Raw genomic sequence first — 14,567 nt, forward strand, 5'->3', positions numbered from 1 at the left:
TGCAACAGAAGAACAGAAAATCGGGCTTTTGCGCCTGAATATTGCGGAGAAAAAGCATGGCCGGGAATGACCGCGAGCCAATTGGACGCAAAGGGAAACCGACGCGTCCAGTCAAACAAAAGGTAAGCCGTCGTCGTTACGAAGACGACGATGATTACGACGATTATGATGACTATGAGGACGAAGAACCGATGCCGCGCAAAGGAAAGGGCAAAGGAAAAGGGCGTAAGCCTCGTGGCAAACGCGGCTGGTTATGGCTGCTGCTAAAACTGGCTATCGTTTTTGCCGTGCTGATCGCCATTTACGGCGTTTATCTCGATCAAAAAATTCGTAGCCGTATTGATGGCAAGGTCTGGCAGTTGCCAGCGGCGGTCTATGGCCGAATGGTTAACCTTGAACCAGATATGACCATCAGCAAGAACGAGATGGTGAAACTGCTGGAGGCGACCCAGTATCGTCAGGTGTCGAAGATGACCCGTCCTGGCGAATTTACCGTGCAGGCCAACAGCATTGAAATGATCCGCCGTCCGTTTGATTTCCCGGACAGTAAAGAAGGGCAGGTGCGTGCGCGTCTGACTTTTGATGGTGATCATCTGGCGACCATCGTCAATATGGAGAACAACCGTCAGTTCGGTTTCTTCCGTCTTGATCCGCGCCTGATCACCATGATCTCCTCGCCAAACGGCGAGCAGCGTCTGTTTGTGCCGCGCAGTGGTTTCCCGGACTTGCTGGTAGATACCTTGCTGGCGACAGAAGACCGTCATTTCTACGAGCATGATGGCATCAGCCTCTACTCCATTGGACGTGCGGTGCTGGCGAACCTGACAGCCGGACGCACGGTGCAGGGGGCGAGTACACTGACGCAACAGTTAGTGAAAAACCTGTTCCTCTCCAGCGAACGTTCTTACTGGCGTAAAGCGAACGAAGCCTATATGGCGTTGATCATGGATGCACGTTACAGCAAAGATCGCATTCTTGAGCTGTATATGAACGAGGTGTATCTCGGTCAGAGCGGCGACAACGAAATTCGTGGCTTCCCGCTGGCGAGCCTGTACTACTTTGGTCGCCCGGTAGAAGAGTTGAGCCTTGACCAGCAGGCGCTGTTAGTTGGCATGGTGAAAGGCGCGTCGATCTACAACCCGTGGCGTAATCCGAAACTGGCGCTGGAGCGACGTAACCTGGTGCTGCGTTTGCTGCAACAACAGCAGATTATCGATGGCGAACTGTATGAAATGCTGAGTGCGCGACCGCTGGGCGTACAGCCACGCGGCGGAGTAATCTCTCCTCAGCCAGCCTTTATGCAGCTGGTGCGTCAGGAGTTGCAGGCGAAACTGGGCGATAAGGTGAAAGATCTCTCTGGTGTGAAGATCTTCACTACTTTTGACTCAGTGGCCCAGGATGCGGCAGAAAAAGCTGCCGTAGAAGGCATTCCTGCACTGAAGAAACAGCGTAAGTTGAGCGATCTGGAAACGGCGATTGTCGTCGTTGACCGCTTTAGTGGCGAAGTCCGTGCGATGGTCGGGGGGGCTGAACCGCAGTTCGCGGGCTACAACCGTGCGATGCAGGCGCGTCGTTCGATTGGTTCACTGGCAAAACCAGCGACTTACCTTACGGCGTTAAGTCAGCCGAAAATCTATCGCCTGAACACGTGGATTGCTGATGCGCCAATCGCGCTGCGTCAGCCGAACGGTCAGGTCTGGTCACCGCAGAACGATGATCGTCGCTATAGCGAAAGCGGCAGAGTGATGCTGGTGGATGCGTTGACCCGTTCGATGAACGTGCCGACGGTGAATCTGGGGATGGCGCTGGGGCTGCCTGCGGTTACGGATACCTGGATCAAACTGGGCGTGCCGAAAGACCAGTTGAATCCAGTTCCGGCAATGTTGCTGGGAGCGCTGAACTTAACGCCAATCGAAGTGGCGCAGGCGTTCCAGACTATCGCCAGCGGCGGTAACCGCGCGCCGCTTTCTGCGCTGCGTTCGGTAATCGCGGAAGATGGTAAGGTGCTGTATCAGAGCTTCCCGCAGGCGGAACGCGCAGTTCCGGCGCAGGCGGCGTATCTGACGCTGTGGACCATGCAGCAAGTGGTGCAACGTGGTACAGGGCGTCAGCTTGGGGCGAAATATCCAAATCTGCATCTGGCAGGGAAAACGGGGACTACCAACAACAACGTTGATACCTGGTTTGCGGGCATTGACGGCAGCACGGTGACTATCACCTGGGTCGGCCGCGATAACAACCAGCCGACTAAGCTGTACGGTGCCAGCGGGGCGATGTCGATTTACCAGCGTTATCTGGCTAATCAGACACCAACGCCGCTGAATCTTGTACCGCCGGAAGATATCGTGGATATGGGCGTGGATTACGATGGTAACTTTGTTTGCAGCGGTGGTATGCGTACTTTGCCGGTCTGGACCAGCGATCCGCAATCGCTGTGCCAGCAGAGTGAGGTACAGCAGCCGTCAGGCAATCCATTTGATCAGTCTTCACAGCCGCAACAGCAACCTGCTCAACAGCAGCAGAAAGACAGCGACGGCGTGGCAGGCTGGATCAAGGATATGTTTGGTAGTAATTAACGTCTAAGCGTGACATACCGGATGGCGAGTAGCCATCCGGTAAAATAACATCCCTCCAAAAGCATTAACCCTTTCTTTTCATCTGGTTATTTATTGACCCTTTGGTTGGATCTCTGATGGGTACTGCTTGCTATCGTCTCGCCGTTTCGAATATTATTTTATCTTTATAATAATCATTCTCGTTTACGTTATCATTCACTTTCATCAGAGATATACCAATGGCGCGTACCAAAACTGCTCAGCCAAAACACTCGCTGCGTAAAATCGCAGTTGTAGTAGCCACAGCGGTTAGCGGCATGTCTGTTTATGCACAGGCAGCGGTTGAACCGAAAGAAGACACTATCACCGTTACCGCTGCACCTGCGCCGCAAGAAAGCGCATGGGGGCCGGCTGCAACTATTGCGGCGAAGCACTCTGCTACTGCGACTAAAACGGATACGCCAATCGAAAAAACGCCACAGTCTATTTCGGTTGTGACCCGAGAAGAGATGGATATCAAACAACCCGCAACGGTAAAAGAAGCTCTGGATTATACGCCAAGTGTCTTTTCAACGCGTGGTAGTTCAACGACATATGATGTTGTTACTATTCGTGGATTTACTACACCCAGTACAGTTAATACCAACCAATATCTGGACGGCTTAAAACTTCAGGGGGATAACTACTCTGAAGCCTCTATTGACCCTTATTTCCTTGAACGTGTGGAATTACTCCGTGGCCCAGTATCCGTACTGTACGGTAAAAGCCATCCGGGCGGAGTCGTGAGCATGGTCAGCAAGCGTCCTTCAACGGATCCGATTAAAGAGATCCAGTTCAAAATGGGAACGGATAATCTTTGGCAGACTGGATTCGATTTTAGTGATGCAATAGATGATGATGGTGTTTGGTCATATCGCTTGACGGGATTAGGACATAGTCAGGATGCACAACAAAAGTATGCAAAAGCTACACGGTATGCAGTAGCTCCCTCATTCAGTTGGCGTCCTGATGATAAAACGGATTTGACTTTCCTGAGTAATTTCCAGAGTGATCCCGATGCGGGCTATTATGGTTGGTTACCGCGTCAGGGAACCGTTGTCCCCTATCAGGATGCAAATGGTAGCTGGCACAAATTGCCAACAGATTTTAATGAAGGCGAGAAAGACAATAGGATGTCTCGTCGTCAACAATTAATTGGCTACAGCTTTGCTCATGAATTTAATGATACTTTTACTGTACGTCAGAATCTGCGCTATACCCGCATTCATACACTCTACGATGCAGTATATGGCAATGGTTACATCGCGCCAGCGCAAATTAGCCGTGCTTATGTACGCTCAGACGAAGATTTAAATTCGTTCACCGTTGATACGCAACTACAGTCCAACTTTGCTACCGGTGCTGTAGCACATACCTTGCTTACTGGCGTGGATTACCTGCGCATGCGTAACGATATTGATGCGAACTATGGTACTGCAAATCCAATTAGTATGCAGGATCCACAGTATGGTAACGCCAATATCAATATCAATTTCCCATATGCGGTAATTAACCGTCAGGAACAGACAGGACTTTATATTCAGGATCAGTCTGAGTGGAATAAGTGGGTATTGACGTTGGGTGGTCGTTACGATTTTGCGAAAACCTCTACCTATACTCGTTCAACGAGTTCTTTGGATGAAATTAACGATCAGCAGTTCACCTGGAGAGGTGGCATTAATTATCTATTCGATAACGGTATCTCACCTTATTTCAGTTATAGCGAATCCTTCGAGCCAGTATCTGGAGCGACTAAAGAAGGTAAACCATTTGATCCTTCTCGCGGTAAGCAGTACGAAGCAGGTGTCAAATACGTACCGAAAGATACGCCTGTCACTGTCACTGCCTCGGTATTCCAGTTGACGAAAGACAAAAATCTGACTGCAGACCCAAGTAATACTTTGTTTAGCGTACAGGGGGGGGAGATTCGTTCTCGTGGCTTTGAAATTGAGGCGAAAGCAGCTGTCAACGCTAATATCAATGTCACTGCGGCATACAGCTACACCGATGCTGAATACACCAAAGATACACTGTATAAGGGTAAACGCCCGGCGGAGGTTCCTCGAAATATGGCGTCGCTGTGGGCAGATTACACTTTCCACGAAACAACTCTTAGTGGTCTGAGTTTTGGTGCAGGGGCGCGTTATTTTGGCGACACTTCAAGTTTCTACACTACGGGTGATAAGACCAATCAGACATTCAATGTTGGGGGGTATACCCTGATTGATGCAATGATAAAATATGATCTTGCTCGTTTCGGTATGCCTGGTTCTTCTGTTGGTGTTAACGTGAATAACCTGTTCGACCGCGAATATGTCTCCAGTTGCTATCGTGATTATGCATGTTACTGGGGCGCAGAACGTCAGGTCGTTGCAACCGCAACCTTCCGTTTCTAATTTTCTCTTTGGGGCACGGATTTCCGTGCCCGCTTCACAAGTTGGCTGTTATGCAGGAATACACGAATCATTCCGATACCACTTTTGCACTGCGTAATATCTCCTTTCGTGTGCCAGGGCGCACGCTTTTGCATCCGCTGTCGTTAACCTTTCCTGCCGGGAAAGTGACCGGTCTGATTGGTCACAACGGTTCTGGTAAATCCACTCTGCTCAAAATGCTTGGCCGTCATCAGCCACCGTCGGAAGGCGAAATCCTTCTTGATACCCAGCCGCTGGAAAGCTGGAGCAGCAAAGCGTTCGCCCGCAAAGTGGCTTATTTGCCGCAGCAGCTTCCTCCGGCAGAAGGGATGACCGTGCGTGAACTGGTGGCGATTGGTCGTTACCCGTGGCATGGCGCGCTGGGGCGCTTTGGTGCGGCAGATCGCGAAAAGGTCGAAGAGGCTATCTCGCTGGTTGGCTTAAAACCGCTGGCGCATCGGCTGGTCGATAGTCTCTCCGGCGGCGAGCGTCAGCGAGCGTGGATCGCCATGCTGGTGGCGCAGGACAGCCGTTGCCTGCTGCTGGATGAACCGACCTCGGCGCTGGATATCGCCCACCAGGTTGACGTGCTGGCGCTGGTGCATCGTTTAAGTCAGGAACGTGGTCTGACGGTCATTGCTGTGCTGCACGATATCAATATGGCGGCGCGCTATTGTGATTATCTGGTCGCCCTGCGCGGTGGTGAAATGATTGCTCAGGGAACGCCTGCGGAAATTATGCGCGGCGAAACCCTCGAAATGATTTATGGCATCCCGATGGGGATTTTGCCGCATCCGGCGGGTGCTGCACCTGTGAGTTTTGTTTATTGATGAGCGGTTTACCTCTTATTTCGCGCCGCCGACTGTTAACGGCGATGGCGCTTTCTCCGTTGCTATGGCAGATGAATACCGCCCGTGCGGCGGCTATTGATCCACATCGCGTTGTGGCGCTGGAGTGGTTGCCGGTGGAATTACTGCTGGCGCTCGGCATCGTACCTTACGGCGTGGCGGATACCATTAACTATCGCCTGTGGGTCAGCGAACCGCCATTGCCAGATTCGGTGATTGACGTTGGTTTGCGTACAGAACCTAACCTTGAACTGCTGACCGAAATGAAACCGTCGTTTATGGTCTGGTCGGCGGGATATGGCCCTTCGCCAGAAATGCTGGCACGCATTGCGCCGGGACGCGGATTTAACTTCAGCGACGGCAAACAGCCGCTGGCGATGGCGCGTAAATCGCTGACGGAAATGGCGGATTTACTTAATCTACAAAGCGCAGCAGAAACGCATTTAGCGCAATATGAAGACTTTATCCGCAGCATGAAACCCCGCTTTGTGAAGCGTGGAGCGCGCCCGTTATTGCTGACGTCGCTTCTCGATCCGCGCCATATGCTGGTCTTCGGTCCAAACAGCCTGTTCCAGGAAATTCTCGATGAATACGGCATTGTGAATGCCTGGCAGGGAGAAACCAATTTCTGGGGCAGTACTACCGTCAGTATCGATCGTCTGGCGGCGTATAAAGATGTTGATGTGCTCTGTTTTGATCACGACAACAGCAAAGACATGGACGCGCTAATGGCAACCCCGCTGTGGCAGGCCATGCCGTTTGTCCGCGCCGGACGCTTTCAGCGCGTACCCGCAGTCTGGTTTTATGGTGCGACGCTTTCGGCAATGCACTTTGTACGTATTCTGGATAACGCCATCGGAGGTAAAGCGTGAGTAAACGAATTGCGCTTTTCCCGGCGTTATTGCTGGCGCTGTTGGTGATTGTCGCTACGGCGCTGACCTGGATGAACTTTTCGCAGGCGCTGCCGCGTAGCCAATGGGCGCAGGCTGCCTGGTCGCCGGATATCGATGTCATCGAGCAGATGATTTTTCACTACAGCTTGCTGCCGCGTCTGGCGATTTCGCTACTGGTGGGCGCGGGCCTGGGGCTGGTGGGCGTGCTGTTTCAGCAAGTGCTGCGTAACCCGCTGGCGGAACCGACGACGTTGGGCGTTGCTACAGGCGCGCAACTGGGGATTACCGTCACGACGCTCTGGGCGATCCCCGGCGCGATGGCGAGCCAGTTTGCTGCGCTGGCGGGCGCTTGTGTCGTTGGCTTAATCGTTTTTGGCGTCGCGTGGGGTAAACGGCTTTCGCCGGTAACGCTGATCCTCGCGGGGCTGGTGGTGAGCCTTTATTGCGGGGCAATTAATCAGCTACTGGTTATCTTCCATCACGACCAGCTGCAAAGCATGTTCCTGTGGAGCACCGGAACGCTGACGCAAACCGACTGGGGCGGCGTTGAGCGTTTATGGCCGCAGCTGCTGGGCGGCGTGATGCTGACGTTACTGCTACTTCGCCCGTTAACCCTGATGGGGCTTGATGATGGCGTGGCGCGCAATCTGGGGCTGGCCTTGTCGCTGGCGCGTCTGGCGGCACTGTCGCTGGCGATTGTCATCAGTGCGCTGCTGGTGAACGCGGTGGGGATTATCGGCTTTATCGGCTTGTTCGCGCCGCTGCTGGCAAAAATGCTGGGCGCGCGGCGTCTGCTGCCGCGACTGATGCTGGCGTCGCTGATTGGGGCGCTGATCCTCTGGCTTTCCGATCAAATCATCCTCTGGCTGACTCGCGTGTGGATGGAAGTTTCTACCGGTTCGGTCACTGCGTTGATCGGTGCGCCGCTGCTGCTGTGGCTGCTGCCGCGTTTACGCAGCATTAGTGCGCCAGATATGAAAGTGAACGATCGGGTGGCGACTGAACGCCAACACGTGCTGGCGTTTGCCCTCGCGGGCGGCGTGCTGCTGTTGATGGCTGTGGTGGTGGCGTTGTCGTTTGGTCGTGATGCGCATGGCTGGACGTGGGCGAGCGGGGCGCTGCTCGAGGATTTGATGCCCTGGCGCTGGCCGCGAATTATGGCGGCGTTGTTTGCGGGCGTCATGCTGGCGGTGGCGGGCTGTATTATTCAGCGGCTGACCGGAAACCCGATGGCAAGCCCAGAAGTGCTGGGGATTAGCTCTGGCGCGGCGTTTGGCGTGGTGTTGATGTTGTTTCTGGTATCGGGTAATGCCTTTGGCTGGCTGTTGCCTGCGGGAAGCCTGGGCGCGGCGGTGACGCTATTGATCATTATGATCGCTGCCGGGCGCGGTGGATTTTCCCCACACCGGATGCTACTGGCGGGAATGGCGTTAAGCACCGCATTCACCATGCTTTTGATGATGTTGCAGGCGAGCGGCGACCCGCGAATGGCGCAAGTGCTGACCTGGATTTCTGGTTCGACCTACAACGCGACCGATGCGCAGGTCTGGCGCACCGGAATTGTGATGGTGATTTTGCTGGCGATTACCCCGCTGTGCCGCCGCTGGCTGACCATTTTACCGCTGGGGGGTGATACCGCGCGGGCCGTGGGGATGGCGCTAACGCCGACGCGAATTGCACTGCTGATGCTAGCGGCTTGCCTTACGGCGACCGCGACAATGACCATTGGGCCGTTGAGTTTTGTTGGTTTAATGGCACCGCATATTGCGCGGATGATGGGCTTTCGACGGACGATGCCGCACATCGTGATTTCGGCGCTGGTGGGTGGTTTACTGCTGGTGTTCGCTGACTGGTGTGGGCGGATGGTGCTGTTTCCGTTCCAGATCCCTGCGGGGCTGCTGTCGACCTTTATCGGTGCGCCATATTTTATCTATTTGCTGAGAAAGCAGAGCCGTTAATTTGCCCATATAACGGCGCTGAACTCCAGGTCAGATAAGGTGCCGCATTCGACAAACAATGCCCGATGCGACGCTGGCGCGTCTTATCGGGCCTACAAACGGTCCTGAATTCCAGGTCGGATAAAGCGTTCACGTCGCATCCGACAAATAATGCCCGATGCGACGCTGACGCGTCTTATCGGGCCTACAAATGGTCCTGCACTCCAGGTCGGATAAGGCGTTCACGCCGCATCCGGCAAACAATGTTGGATCACAACTTCGCAAACACCCGACGTGCAGCATCGATGGTGTTATTGATATCTTCCATGCTGTGCGCCACGGACATAAAGCCCGCTTCAAACGCTGACGGTGCCAGGTAAACACCTTCGTCCAGCATCATATGGAAGAAACGCTTGAAGCGCTCGACGTCACAGGACATCACATCCTGGTAGCATGTTACGGACTCGGCGTCGGTAAAGAAAATACCGAACATGCCGCCAACGTGGTTAACGACCAGCGGAATTCCCGCTTCTTCCGCCGCTTCCAGCAGACCTTCTGCCAGACGTGTTGTCAGCTCATCCAGGGTCTCGTGAACGCCCGGCTGCGCGACTTCATTCAGACAGGCGAAACCGGCGGCCATCGCAATCGGGTTACCGGAAAGCGTACCCGCCTGATACACCGGGCCAGTCGGAGCCAGCGCATCCATCACATCACGACGACCGCCGAAGGCACCTACCGGCATTCCGCCGCCGATGATTTTGCCCAGACAGGTGAGATCTGGCACCACGCCGTAATAATCCTGTGCGCCAGCTAGCGCCACGCGGAAGCCAGTCATTACTTCATCGATGATCAGCAACGCGCCAAATTCGTCGCACAGCGCGCGCAGACCTGGCAGGAACTCTGGCAGCGGTGGAACACAGTTCATATTGCCTGCCACCGGCTCGACGATAATACAGGCAATCTCTTGCGGGTACTGTTCGAACGCGGCGCGTACAGAGGCCAGATCGTTATAAGTACAAGTTAAGGTATGTTTAGCGAAATCCGCCGGAACGCCCGGTGAGTTTGGCTGCCCTAAAGTGAGCGCGCCAGAACCGGCTTTCACCAGCAGGCAGTCAGCGTGACCGTGGTAGCAACCTTCGAATTTAATGATCTTGTCACGGCCAGTAAAACCACGGGCCAGGCGGATGGCGCTCATTGTCGCTTCGGTGCCGGAGTTCACCATGCGCACCATATCCATCGTCGGCACCAGTTCGGTCACCAGTTGCGCCATTTTCACTTCCATTTCGGTCGGTGCACCAAAGCTCAGACCGCGCTCGGCGGCTTCAATCACTGCGTTACGGATCGCCGGATGATTATGGCCCAGCACCATCGGCCCCCAGGAACCGACATAATCTATATACGCTTTGCCATCAACATCATACAGATAAGCGCCGTCCGCTTTTTCGATAAACAGTGGAGTGCCGCCCACGCCAGTAAAGGCGCGAACAGGAGAGTTCACACCGCCAGGGATCAGCTCACGCGCTGCGCTGTAAAGATTTTCAGACTTACTCATGGAGGGGTTCCTGATTCGTAGAAAAAGTGAATGGCTGCTATTCTAGGTTATTCATAACAAGTTAAATACTCGTCAACAAGTTGCTTTTACTGCTGCAACTTTGACTTCGTAGAGTATAAAAGTTTTGTGCATTTGAAACATTACGCTTTGCAAAGGATTTTCATTGAATGTGCGAGTAAAATGCCGTCATCTTATTTGTATGACCAATATGTGATCATTGGATGAAAACTGATACTCCCTCTTATGAAATACCGCAGGCTGCGCGTCTGCGACGCAGACAACTCATTCGCCAGCTTCTTGAGCGTGATAAAACGCCATTAGCTATTTTGTTTATGGCGGCGGTCGTCGGTACCCTTGTCGGGCTGGCAGCGGTTGCTTTTGACAAAGGTGTCGCCTGGTTGCAGAACCAACGAATGGGCGCGCTGGTACATACTGCCGATAATTACCCACTTCTGTTAACCGTTGCTTTTCTCTGTTCGGCAGCGCTGGCGATGTTCGGTTATTTCTTGGTGCGCAAATACGCGCCGGAAGCGGGTGGTTCGGGTATCCCGGAAATTGAAGGGGCGCTGGAAGATCAACGTCCCGTTCGCTGGTGGCGTGTATTGCCAGTGAAATTCTTTGGTGGTCTGGGGACGCTGGGCGGCGGTATGGTCCTGGGGCGCGAAGGGCCAACCGTGCAGATTGGCGGTAATATTGGCCGGATGGTGCTTGATATTTTCCGCATGAAAGGTGACGAAGCTCGCCATACGTTACTGGCAACCGGTGCGGCGGCGGGTCTGGCGGCGGCTTTTAATGCGCCGCTGGCGGGTATTCTTTTTATTATTGAAGAGATGCGTCCGCAGTTTCGCTATACGCTAATTTCGATTAAAGCGGTATTTATTGGCGTCATTATGTCGACCATTATGTACCGGGTATTTAACCACGAAGTTGCACTTATTGATGTCGGTAAACTTTCTGACGCCCCGCTCAATACGCTTTGGCTTTATCTGATCCTCGGTATTATTTTTGGCATCTTCGGCCCTATTTTTAATAAATGGGTGCTGGGGATGCAGGATTTGCTGCATCGCGTGCACGGCGGCAATATTACCAAATGGGTACTGATGGGGGGGGCGATTGGCGGTTTGTGTGGGCTGCTGGGGTTTGTTGCGCCTGAAACCTCCGGTGGCGGTTTTAACCTGATTCCTATCGCCACGGCGGGGAACTTCAGCATGGGAATGCTGGTGTTTATCTTTGTCGCGCGGGTCATTACCACCTTACTCTGTTTCTCTTCCGGCGCGCCGGGCGGTATTTTTGCCCCGATGCTGGCGCTGGGTACCGTGCTGGGAACCGCGTTCGGAATGGTTGCCGTTGAACTGTTTCCGCAATATCACCTTGAAGCAGGCACCTTTGCTATTGCCGGAATGGGCGCGTTACTGGCGGCATCCATTCGTGCGCCGTTAACGGGGATCATTCTGGTATTAGAGATGACAGATAACTATCAGCTCATTTTGCCAATGATTATTACCGGTCTTGGCGCAACACTATTAGCACAATTTACCGGCGGAAAACCGCTATACTCGGCGATTCTTGCGCGCACGTTGGCAAAACAGGAAGCGGAACAACTGGCGCGAGCCAAGGCCGCACCAGCCAGCGAGAATACTTGAACGAAATACCAGGGTATTAGATAATGGCGATTATTATTGGGTTAGAATTTGCCCAATTGCCGATGTCGTTTGGAGCAAAATATGAGTGATGACGTAGCACTGCCGCTGGAGTTTACCGACGCAGCAGCCAACAAAGTTAAAAGCCTGATCGCTGACGAAGATAACCCGAATCTGAAATTACGCGTGTATATCACCGGTGGCGGTTGCAGCGGCTTCCAGTATGGTTTCACCTTTGATGATCAGGTGAACGAAGGCGATATGACCATCGAAAAACAGGGCGTTGGCCTGGTCGTTGACCCAATGAGCCTGCAATATCTGGTTGGTGGTTCCGTTGATTATACTGAAGGACTGGAAGGTTCGCGTTTCATCGTGACCAACCCGAACGCGAAAAGCACCTGTGGTTGCGGTTCTTCCTTCAGCATCTAATCTGCTGTTAATGTGCCGGATAAACTATCCGGCACATCTGCTCTCTTTAACGCCCATTCTCATCCAGCGCAAACGTCGGCAGTTTAAGATGCCAACGGATAGCTGCCAGTCGAATCAATAGCGTTACCACCATCCCCATCATACTGGCCGTTTCTAACGGGACGGAAAACGTATAATAAGCCGTAGCGTGGACAATACCGCCGATAATACAGGCTGTAGCGTAGATTTCTGTACGTAAAATCATGGGGATTTCGCGCGCCAGTACATCGCGAATGATCCCGCCGCCGACGCCCGTAATAACGCCCATACATACCGCAATCAATGGACCCGCATCCGCATTAAAGGCTTTGTTGACGCCAATGCCAACAAAGACTGCCAACCCAACAGCATCCAGCACCGGCAGCATCCATTTCGGCAAGCGTCTTGGCTGGCGTACCAGGACGATCGTCAGCATGCTGGTTACCATTGCAACGACCAGATCGGTGGGATCTTTCACCCAAAATACCGGACCGTGATCCAGCGCCATGTCGCGAATGGTTCCACCGCCTACCGCGGTAACCACGCCTAATACCAGGACGCCAAAAGGGTCCATACGCAATTTTCCGGCAAGTAAAACGCCGGAGATGGCAAATACCGCTGTGCCGACTATATCCAGCCAATAGACGAGCATTGTTCAATCCCCACTGAGCACCTGAAAAGGTCAGGCGCTAATCCACTTGTGAAAGCGCATTACAGAGTTGTTGTGCAGCGAGGATAATACGTGGGCTTGCACGTTCAAACCAGTCACTTGTGAGAGGAATAATGGGAATTTTGAGCTGTTCACCCCAGTATTGCTCGATTTTAGGAGTTTGGTCCGATCCGCCAGTGATGACAATTGCCTGTGGCGCGCGTGCTAATACCTGTTCGCGGCTAACCTGCGGCCAGGGAACATGGCTGTTTTTAAAGATGTTTTCTCCACCGCAAACTTCCAGTACCTGGTTCTGAATCGACTCTTTTCCGCTGGTGAACGGCGGATTAATGCCGAATTGTAAGAAAACACGTTTTTTAGGCTTATCGGCGAATTTAGCTTTGAGTTGCGCATACTGTTCCAGCAAGGTTTGCGCGGCTTTCTCGGCCTTGTCAGGTTGCGGGCTCCACGGGGCCAGTTGACGTAACGCATCGGCAATTTGTTCAATGCTTGTCGCATCGACCCACATCACTTTTATTCCCAGCGAAGCAAGCTGGTCAACTTGCCGCTCGGCGTTACCCCCGCGCCAGGCTACGACCAGATCGGGTTTTAGCGCCACAATACGTTCCAGATTCATCCCTTGCCAGGTGGAAACCTGCTCTATTTTTTGTGCTTCTGGCGGATAGTCGGAATAACTGCTGACCGCTACCGGCGTGATCCCGGCGGCAAATGCGAGTTCGGTGTTAGCGGGGGAAAGTGTGATGACACGCGGCGCGGCGTTGAGCCACAGTGGCGCAAGAAAAGACAGGGCGACCAGCGCCCTGAAGAGTGACTTAGCCATGAGCCAGTTTCTGCACCAGTGACTCAACCATCAGGCTGGACTGTTTGGCAGCAACGGCCAGGAACTCGTCGAAGCTAAGGTGAGACTGTTGATCGGCGACGTCAGAGATGGCGCGTACCACCACAAACGGGACGTTAAAATTGTGGCAAACGTGAGCGATAGCCGTCGCTTCCATTTCTACTGCAATGGCCTGCGGGAAATTGTGGCGGATTTTCGCCAGACCAACAGAGCCGTTGATGAAAGCGTCGCCGCTAACAATCAGGCCACGTACAGCGTTAAGATTCAGTTCGGCAATGCAGGACTCGGCGGCAGCGATCAGTTTATCGTCAGCTTTGAAGCCTGCAGGGCAGCCAGGCAGTTGACCGTATTCATAGCCAAACGCCGTGACATCCGCGTCGTGATAACGTGCTTCGTCCGAGACAACGATATCGCCCACTTTCAGCGTTGGCGCCAGGCCACCCGCGGAACCGGTGTTAATAATCACATCAGGCTTGCAGTGTTCCAGCAGCAGAGTTGCACCCAGCGCCGCTGCGACTTTACCAATGCCTGATTTCAGAAGCGCAACCTCGGTTCCGTTCAGTTGGCCGGTATAGATTTCGCAACCGCCCAGGCTGATAGTTTGACGGTTTTCGATTTTGTCACGCAGCAGCGTAACTTCTTCTTCCATTGCACCAATGATGCCGATTTTCATAGATTTACTCGCGATAAGCTCGATTTGAAGGCATAGTTTATCATGCGCTTGAGGGGAAGCG

At 53.3% G+C, this 14,567-nt stretch carries 13 protein-coding genes; 9 read left to right on the forward strand and 4 right to left on the reverse strand.

Going from position 1 to position 14,567, the window contains the following annotated elements; genetic code table 11:
* Window positions 1-56: 56 nt before the first annotated feature.
* From mrcB to fhuB, 5 genes are all read left to right on the forward strand, one after another.
* Window positions 57-2,576, forward strand: coding sequence for a bifunctional glycosyl transferase/transpeptidase (gene mrcB, locus D9734_RS02020; protein ID WP_130204995.1), 2,520 nt, complete (start codon window positions 57-59; stop codon window positions 2,574-2,576).
* A gap of 218 nt (window positions 2,577-2,794) precedes the next feature.
* Window positions 2,795-4,990, forward strand: coding sequence for a ferrichrome porin FhuA (fhuA, locus tag D9734_RS02025; RefSeq protein WP_130204997.1), 2,196 nt, complete (start codon window positions 2,795-2,797; stop codon window positions 4,988-4,990).
* Between the two features lie 50 nt (window positions 4,991-5,040).
* Entirely contained in the window at window positions 5,041-5,838 is a 798-nt protein-coding gene (gene fhuC, locus D9734_RS02030; RefSeq protein WP_096319580.1) for a Fe3+-hydroxamate ABC transporter ATP-binding protein FhuC, read from the forward strand.
* Complete coding sequence (gene fhuD / locus D9734_RS02035) at window positions 5,838-6,728, forward strand: Fe(3+)-hydroxamate ABC transporter substrate-binding protein FhuD (RefSeq protein ID WP_130204999.1); 891 nt, start codon at window positions 5,838-5,840, stop codon at window positions 6,726-6,728. The genes fhuC and fhuD overlap by 1 nt, the downstream gene beginning before the upstream one ends.
* Entirely contained in the window at window positions 6,725-8,707 is a 1,983-nt protein-coding gene (gene fhuB, locus D9734_RS02040) for a Fe(3+)-hydroxamate ABC transporter permease FhuB (RefSeq protein ID WP_130205001.1), read from the forward strand. Before fhuD ends, fhuB begins: the two co-directional genes overlap by 4 nt.
* Window positions 8,708-8,957: 250 nt before the next feature.
* Here fhuB and hemL read toward each other — a convergent pair whose 3' ends face one another.
* Window positions 8,958-10,238: a glutamate-1-semialdehyde 2,1-aminomutase gene (gene hemL, locus D9734_RS02045; protein WP_130205003.1), complete on the reverse strand. Its 1,281-nt coding sequence runs from the start codon at window positions 10,236-10,238 to the stop codon at window positions 8,958-8,960.
* Between the two features lie 162 nt (window positions 10,239-10,400).
* On the opposite strand from hemL, the gene D9734_RS23455 reads away from it, so the two are divergent.
* From D9734_RS23455 to erpA, 4 genes are read left to right on the forward strand one after another with little or no spacing between them, the layout of a single operon-like run.
* Complete coding sequence (locus tag D9734_RS23455; RefSeq protein ID WP_214251109.1) at window positions 10,401-10,463, forward strand: hypothetical protein; 63 nt, start codon at window positions 10,401-10,403, stop codon at window positions 10,461-10,463.
* Window positions 10,460-11,881: a H(+)/Cl(-) exchange transporter ClcA gene (clcA, locus tag D9734_RS02050; RefSeq protein ID WP_130205006.1), complete on the forward strand. Its 1,422-nt coding sequence runs from the start codon at window positions 10,460-10,462 to the stop codon at window positions 11,879-11,881. The genes D9734_RS23455 and clcA overlap by 4 nt, the downstream gene beginning before the upstream one ends.
* Window positions 11,882-11,904: 23 nt before the next feature.
* Window positions 11,905-11,970 (forward strand): small protein YadW, encoded by a 66-nt coding sequence (gene yadW / locus D9734_RS02055; RefSeq protein ID WP_120795373.1) that lies wholly within the window; start codon window positions 11,905-11,907, stop codon window positions 11,968-11,970.
* A complete protein-coding gene (erpA, locus tag D9734_RS02060; RefSeq protein ID WP_001295564.1) occupies window positions 11,963-12,307 on the forward strand; it encodes an iron-sulfur cluster insertion protein ErpA in 345 nt (114 codons plus the stop codon). The genes yadW and erpA overlap by 8 nt, the downstream gene beginning before the upstream one ends.
* Window positions 12,308-12,353: 46 nt before the next feature.
* On the opposite strand, the gene D9734_RS02065 is transcribed toward erpA, so the two are convergent.
* The 3 genes from D9734_RS02065 to mtnN are packed head-to-tail and all read right to left on the reverse strand — an operon-like array spanning window position 12,354 to window position 14,506.
* Window positions 12,354-12,977, reverse strand: a complete 624-nt coding sequence (locus D9734_RS02065) for a TRIC cation channel family protein (protein WP_064525034.1) — start codon at window positions 12,975-12,977, stop codon at window positions 12,354-12,356.
* Between the two features lie 37 nt (window positions 12,978-13,014).
* Window positions 13,015-13,815, reverse strand: coding sequence for a vitamin B12 ABC transporter substrate-binding protein BtuF (gene btuF, locus D9734_RS02070; protein WP_130205008.1), 801 nt, complete (start codon window positions 13,813-13,815; stop codon window positions 13,015-13,017).
* Window positions 13,808-14,506, reverse strand: coding sequence for a 5'-methylthioadenosine/S-adenosylhomocysteine nucleosidase (mtnN, locus tag D9734_RS02075; protein WP_064525028.1), 699 nt, complete (start codon window positions 14,504-14,506; stop codon window positions 13,808-13,810). The genes btuF and mtnN overlap by 8 nt, the downstream gene beginning before the upstream one ends.
* Window positions 14,507-14,567 lie beyond the last annotated feature (61 nt).

Source organism: Escherichia sp. E14S1, from assembly GCF_004211995.1.
Taxonomy (GTDB): Bacteria; Pseudomonadota; Gammaproteobacteria; order Enterobacterales; family Enterobacteriaceae; genus Escherichia.

What these genes read in the sequence shown, in the direction of transcription:
- mrcB (WP_130204995.1), top strand. Translation starts at nt 57, where the DNA reads ATGGCCGGGAATGACCGCGAGCCAATTGGACGCAAAGGGAAACCGACG.
- btuF (WP_130205008.1), bottom strand. Translation starts at nt 13,815, where the DNA reads ATGGCTAAGTCACTCTTCAGGGCGCTGGTCGCCCTGTCTTTTCTTGCG.
- fhuC (WP_096319580.1), top strand. Translation starts at nt 5,041, where the DNA reads ATGCAGGAATACACGAATCATTCCGATACCACTTTTGCACTGCGTAAT.
- D9734_RS02065 (WP_064525034.1), bottom strand. Translation starts at nt 12,977, where the DNA reads ATGCTCGTCTATTGGCTGGATATAGTCGGCACAGCGGTATTTGCCATC.
- fhuA (WP_130204997.1), top strand. Translation starts at nt 2,795, where the DNA reads ATGGCGCGTACCAAAACTGCTCAGCCAAAACACTCGCTGCGTAAAATC.
- erpA (WP_001295564.1), top strand. Translation starts at nt 11,963, where the DNA reads ATGAGTGATGACGTAGCACTGCCGCTGGAGTTTACCGACGCAGCAGCC.
- mtnN (WP_064525028.1), bottom strand. Translation starts at nt 14,506, where the DNA reads ATGAAAATCGGCATCATTGGTGCAATGGAAGAAGAAGTTACGCTGCTG.
- clcA (WP_130205006.1), top strand. Translation starts at nt 10,460, where the DNA reads ATGAAAACTGATACTCCCTCTTATGAAATACCGCAGGCTGCGCGTCTG.
- hemL (WP_130205003.1), bottom strand. Translation starts at nt 10,238, where the DNA reads ATGAGTAAGTCTGAAAATCTTTACAGCGCAGCGCGTGAGCTGATCCCT.
- fhuD (WP_130204999.1), top strand. Translation starts at nt 5,838, where the DNA reads ATGAGCGGTTTACCTCTTATTTCGCGCCGCCGACTGTTAACGGCGATG.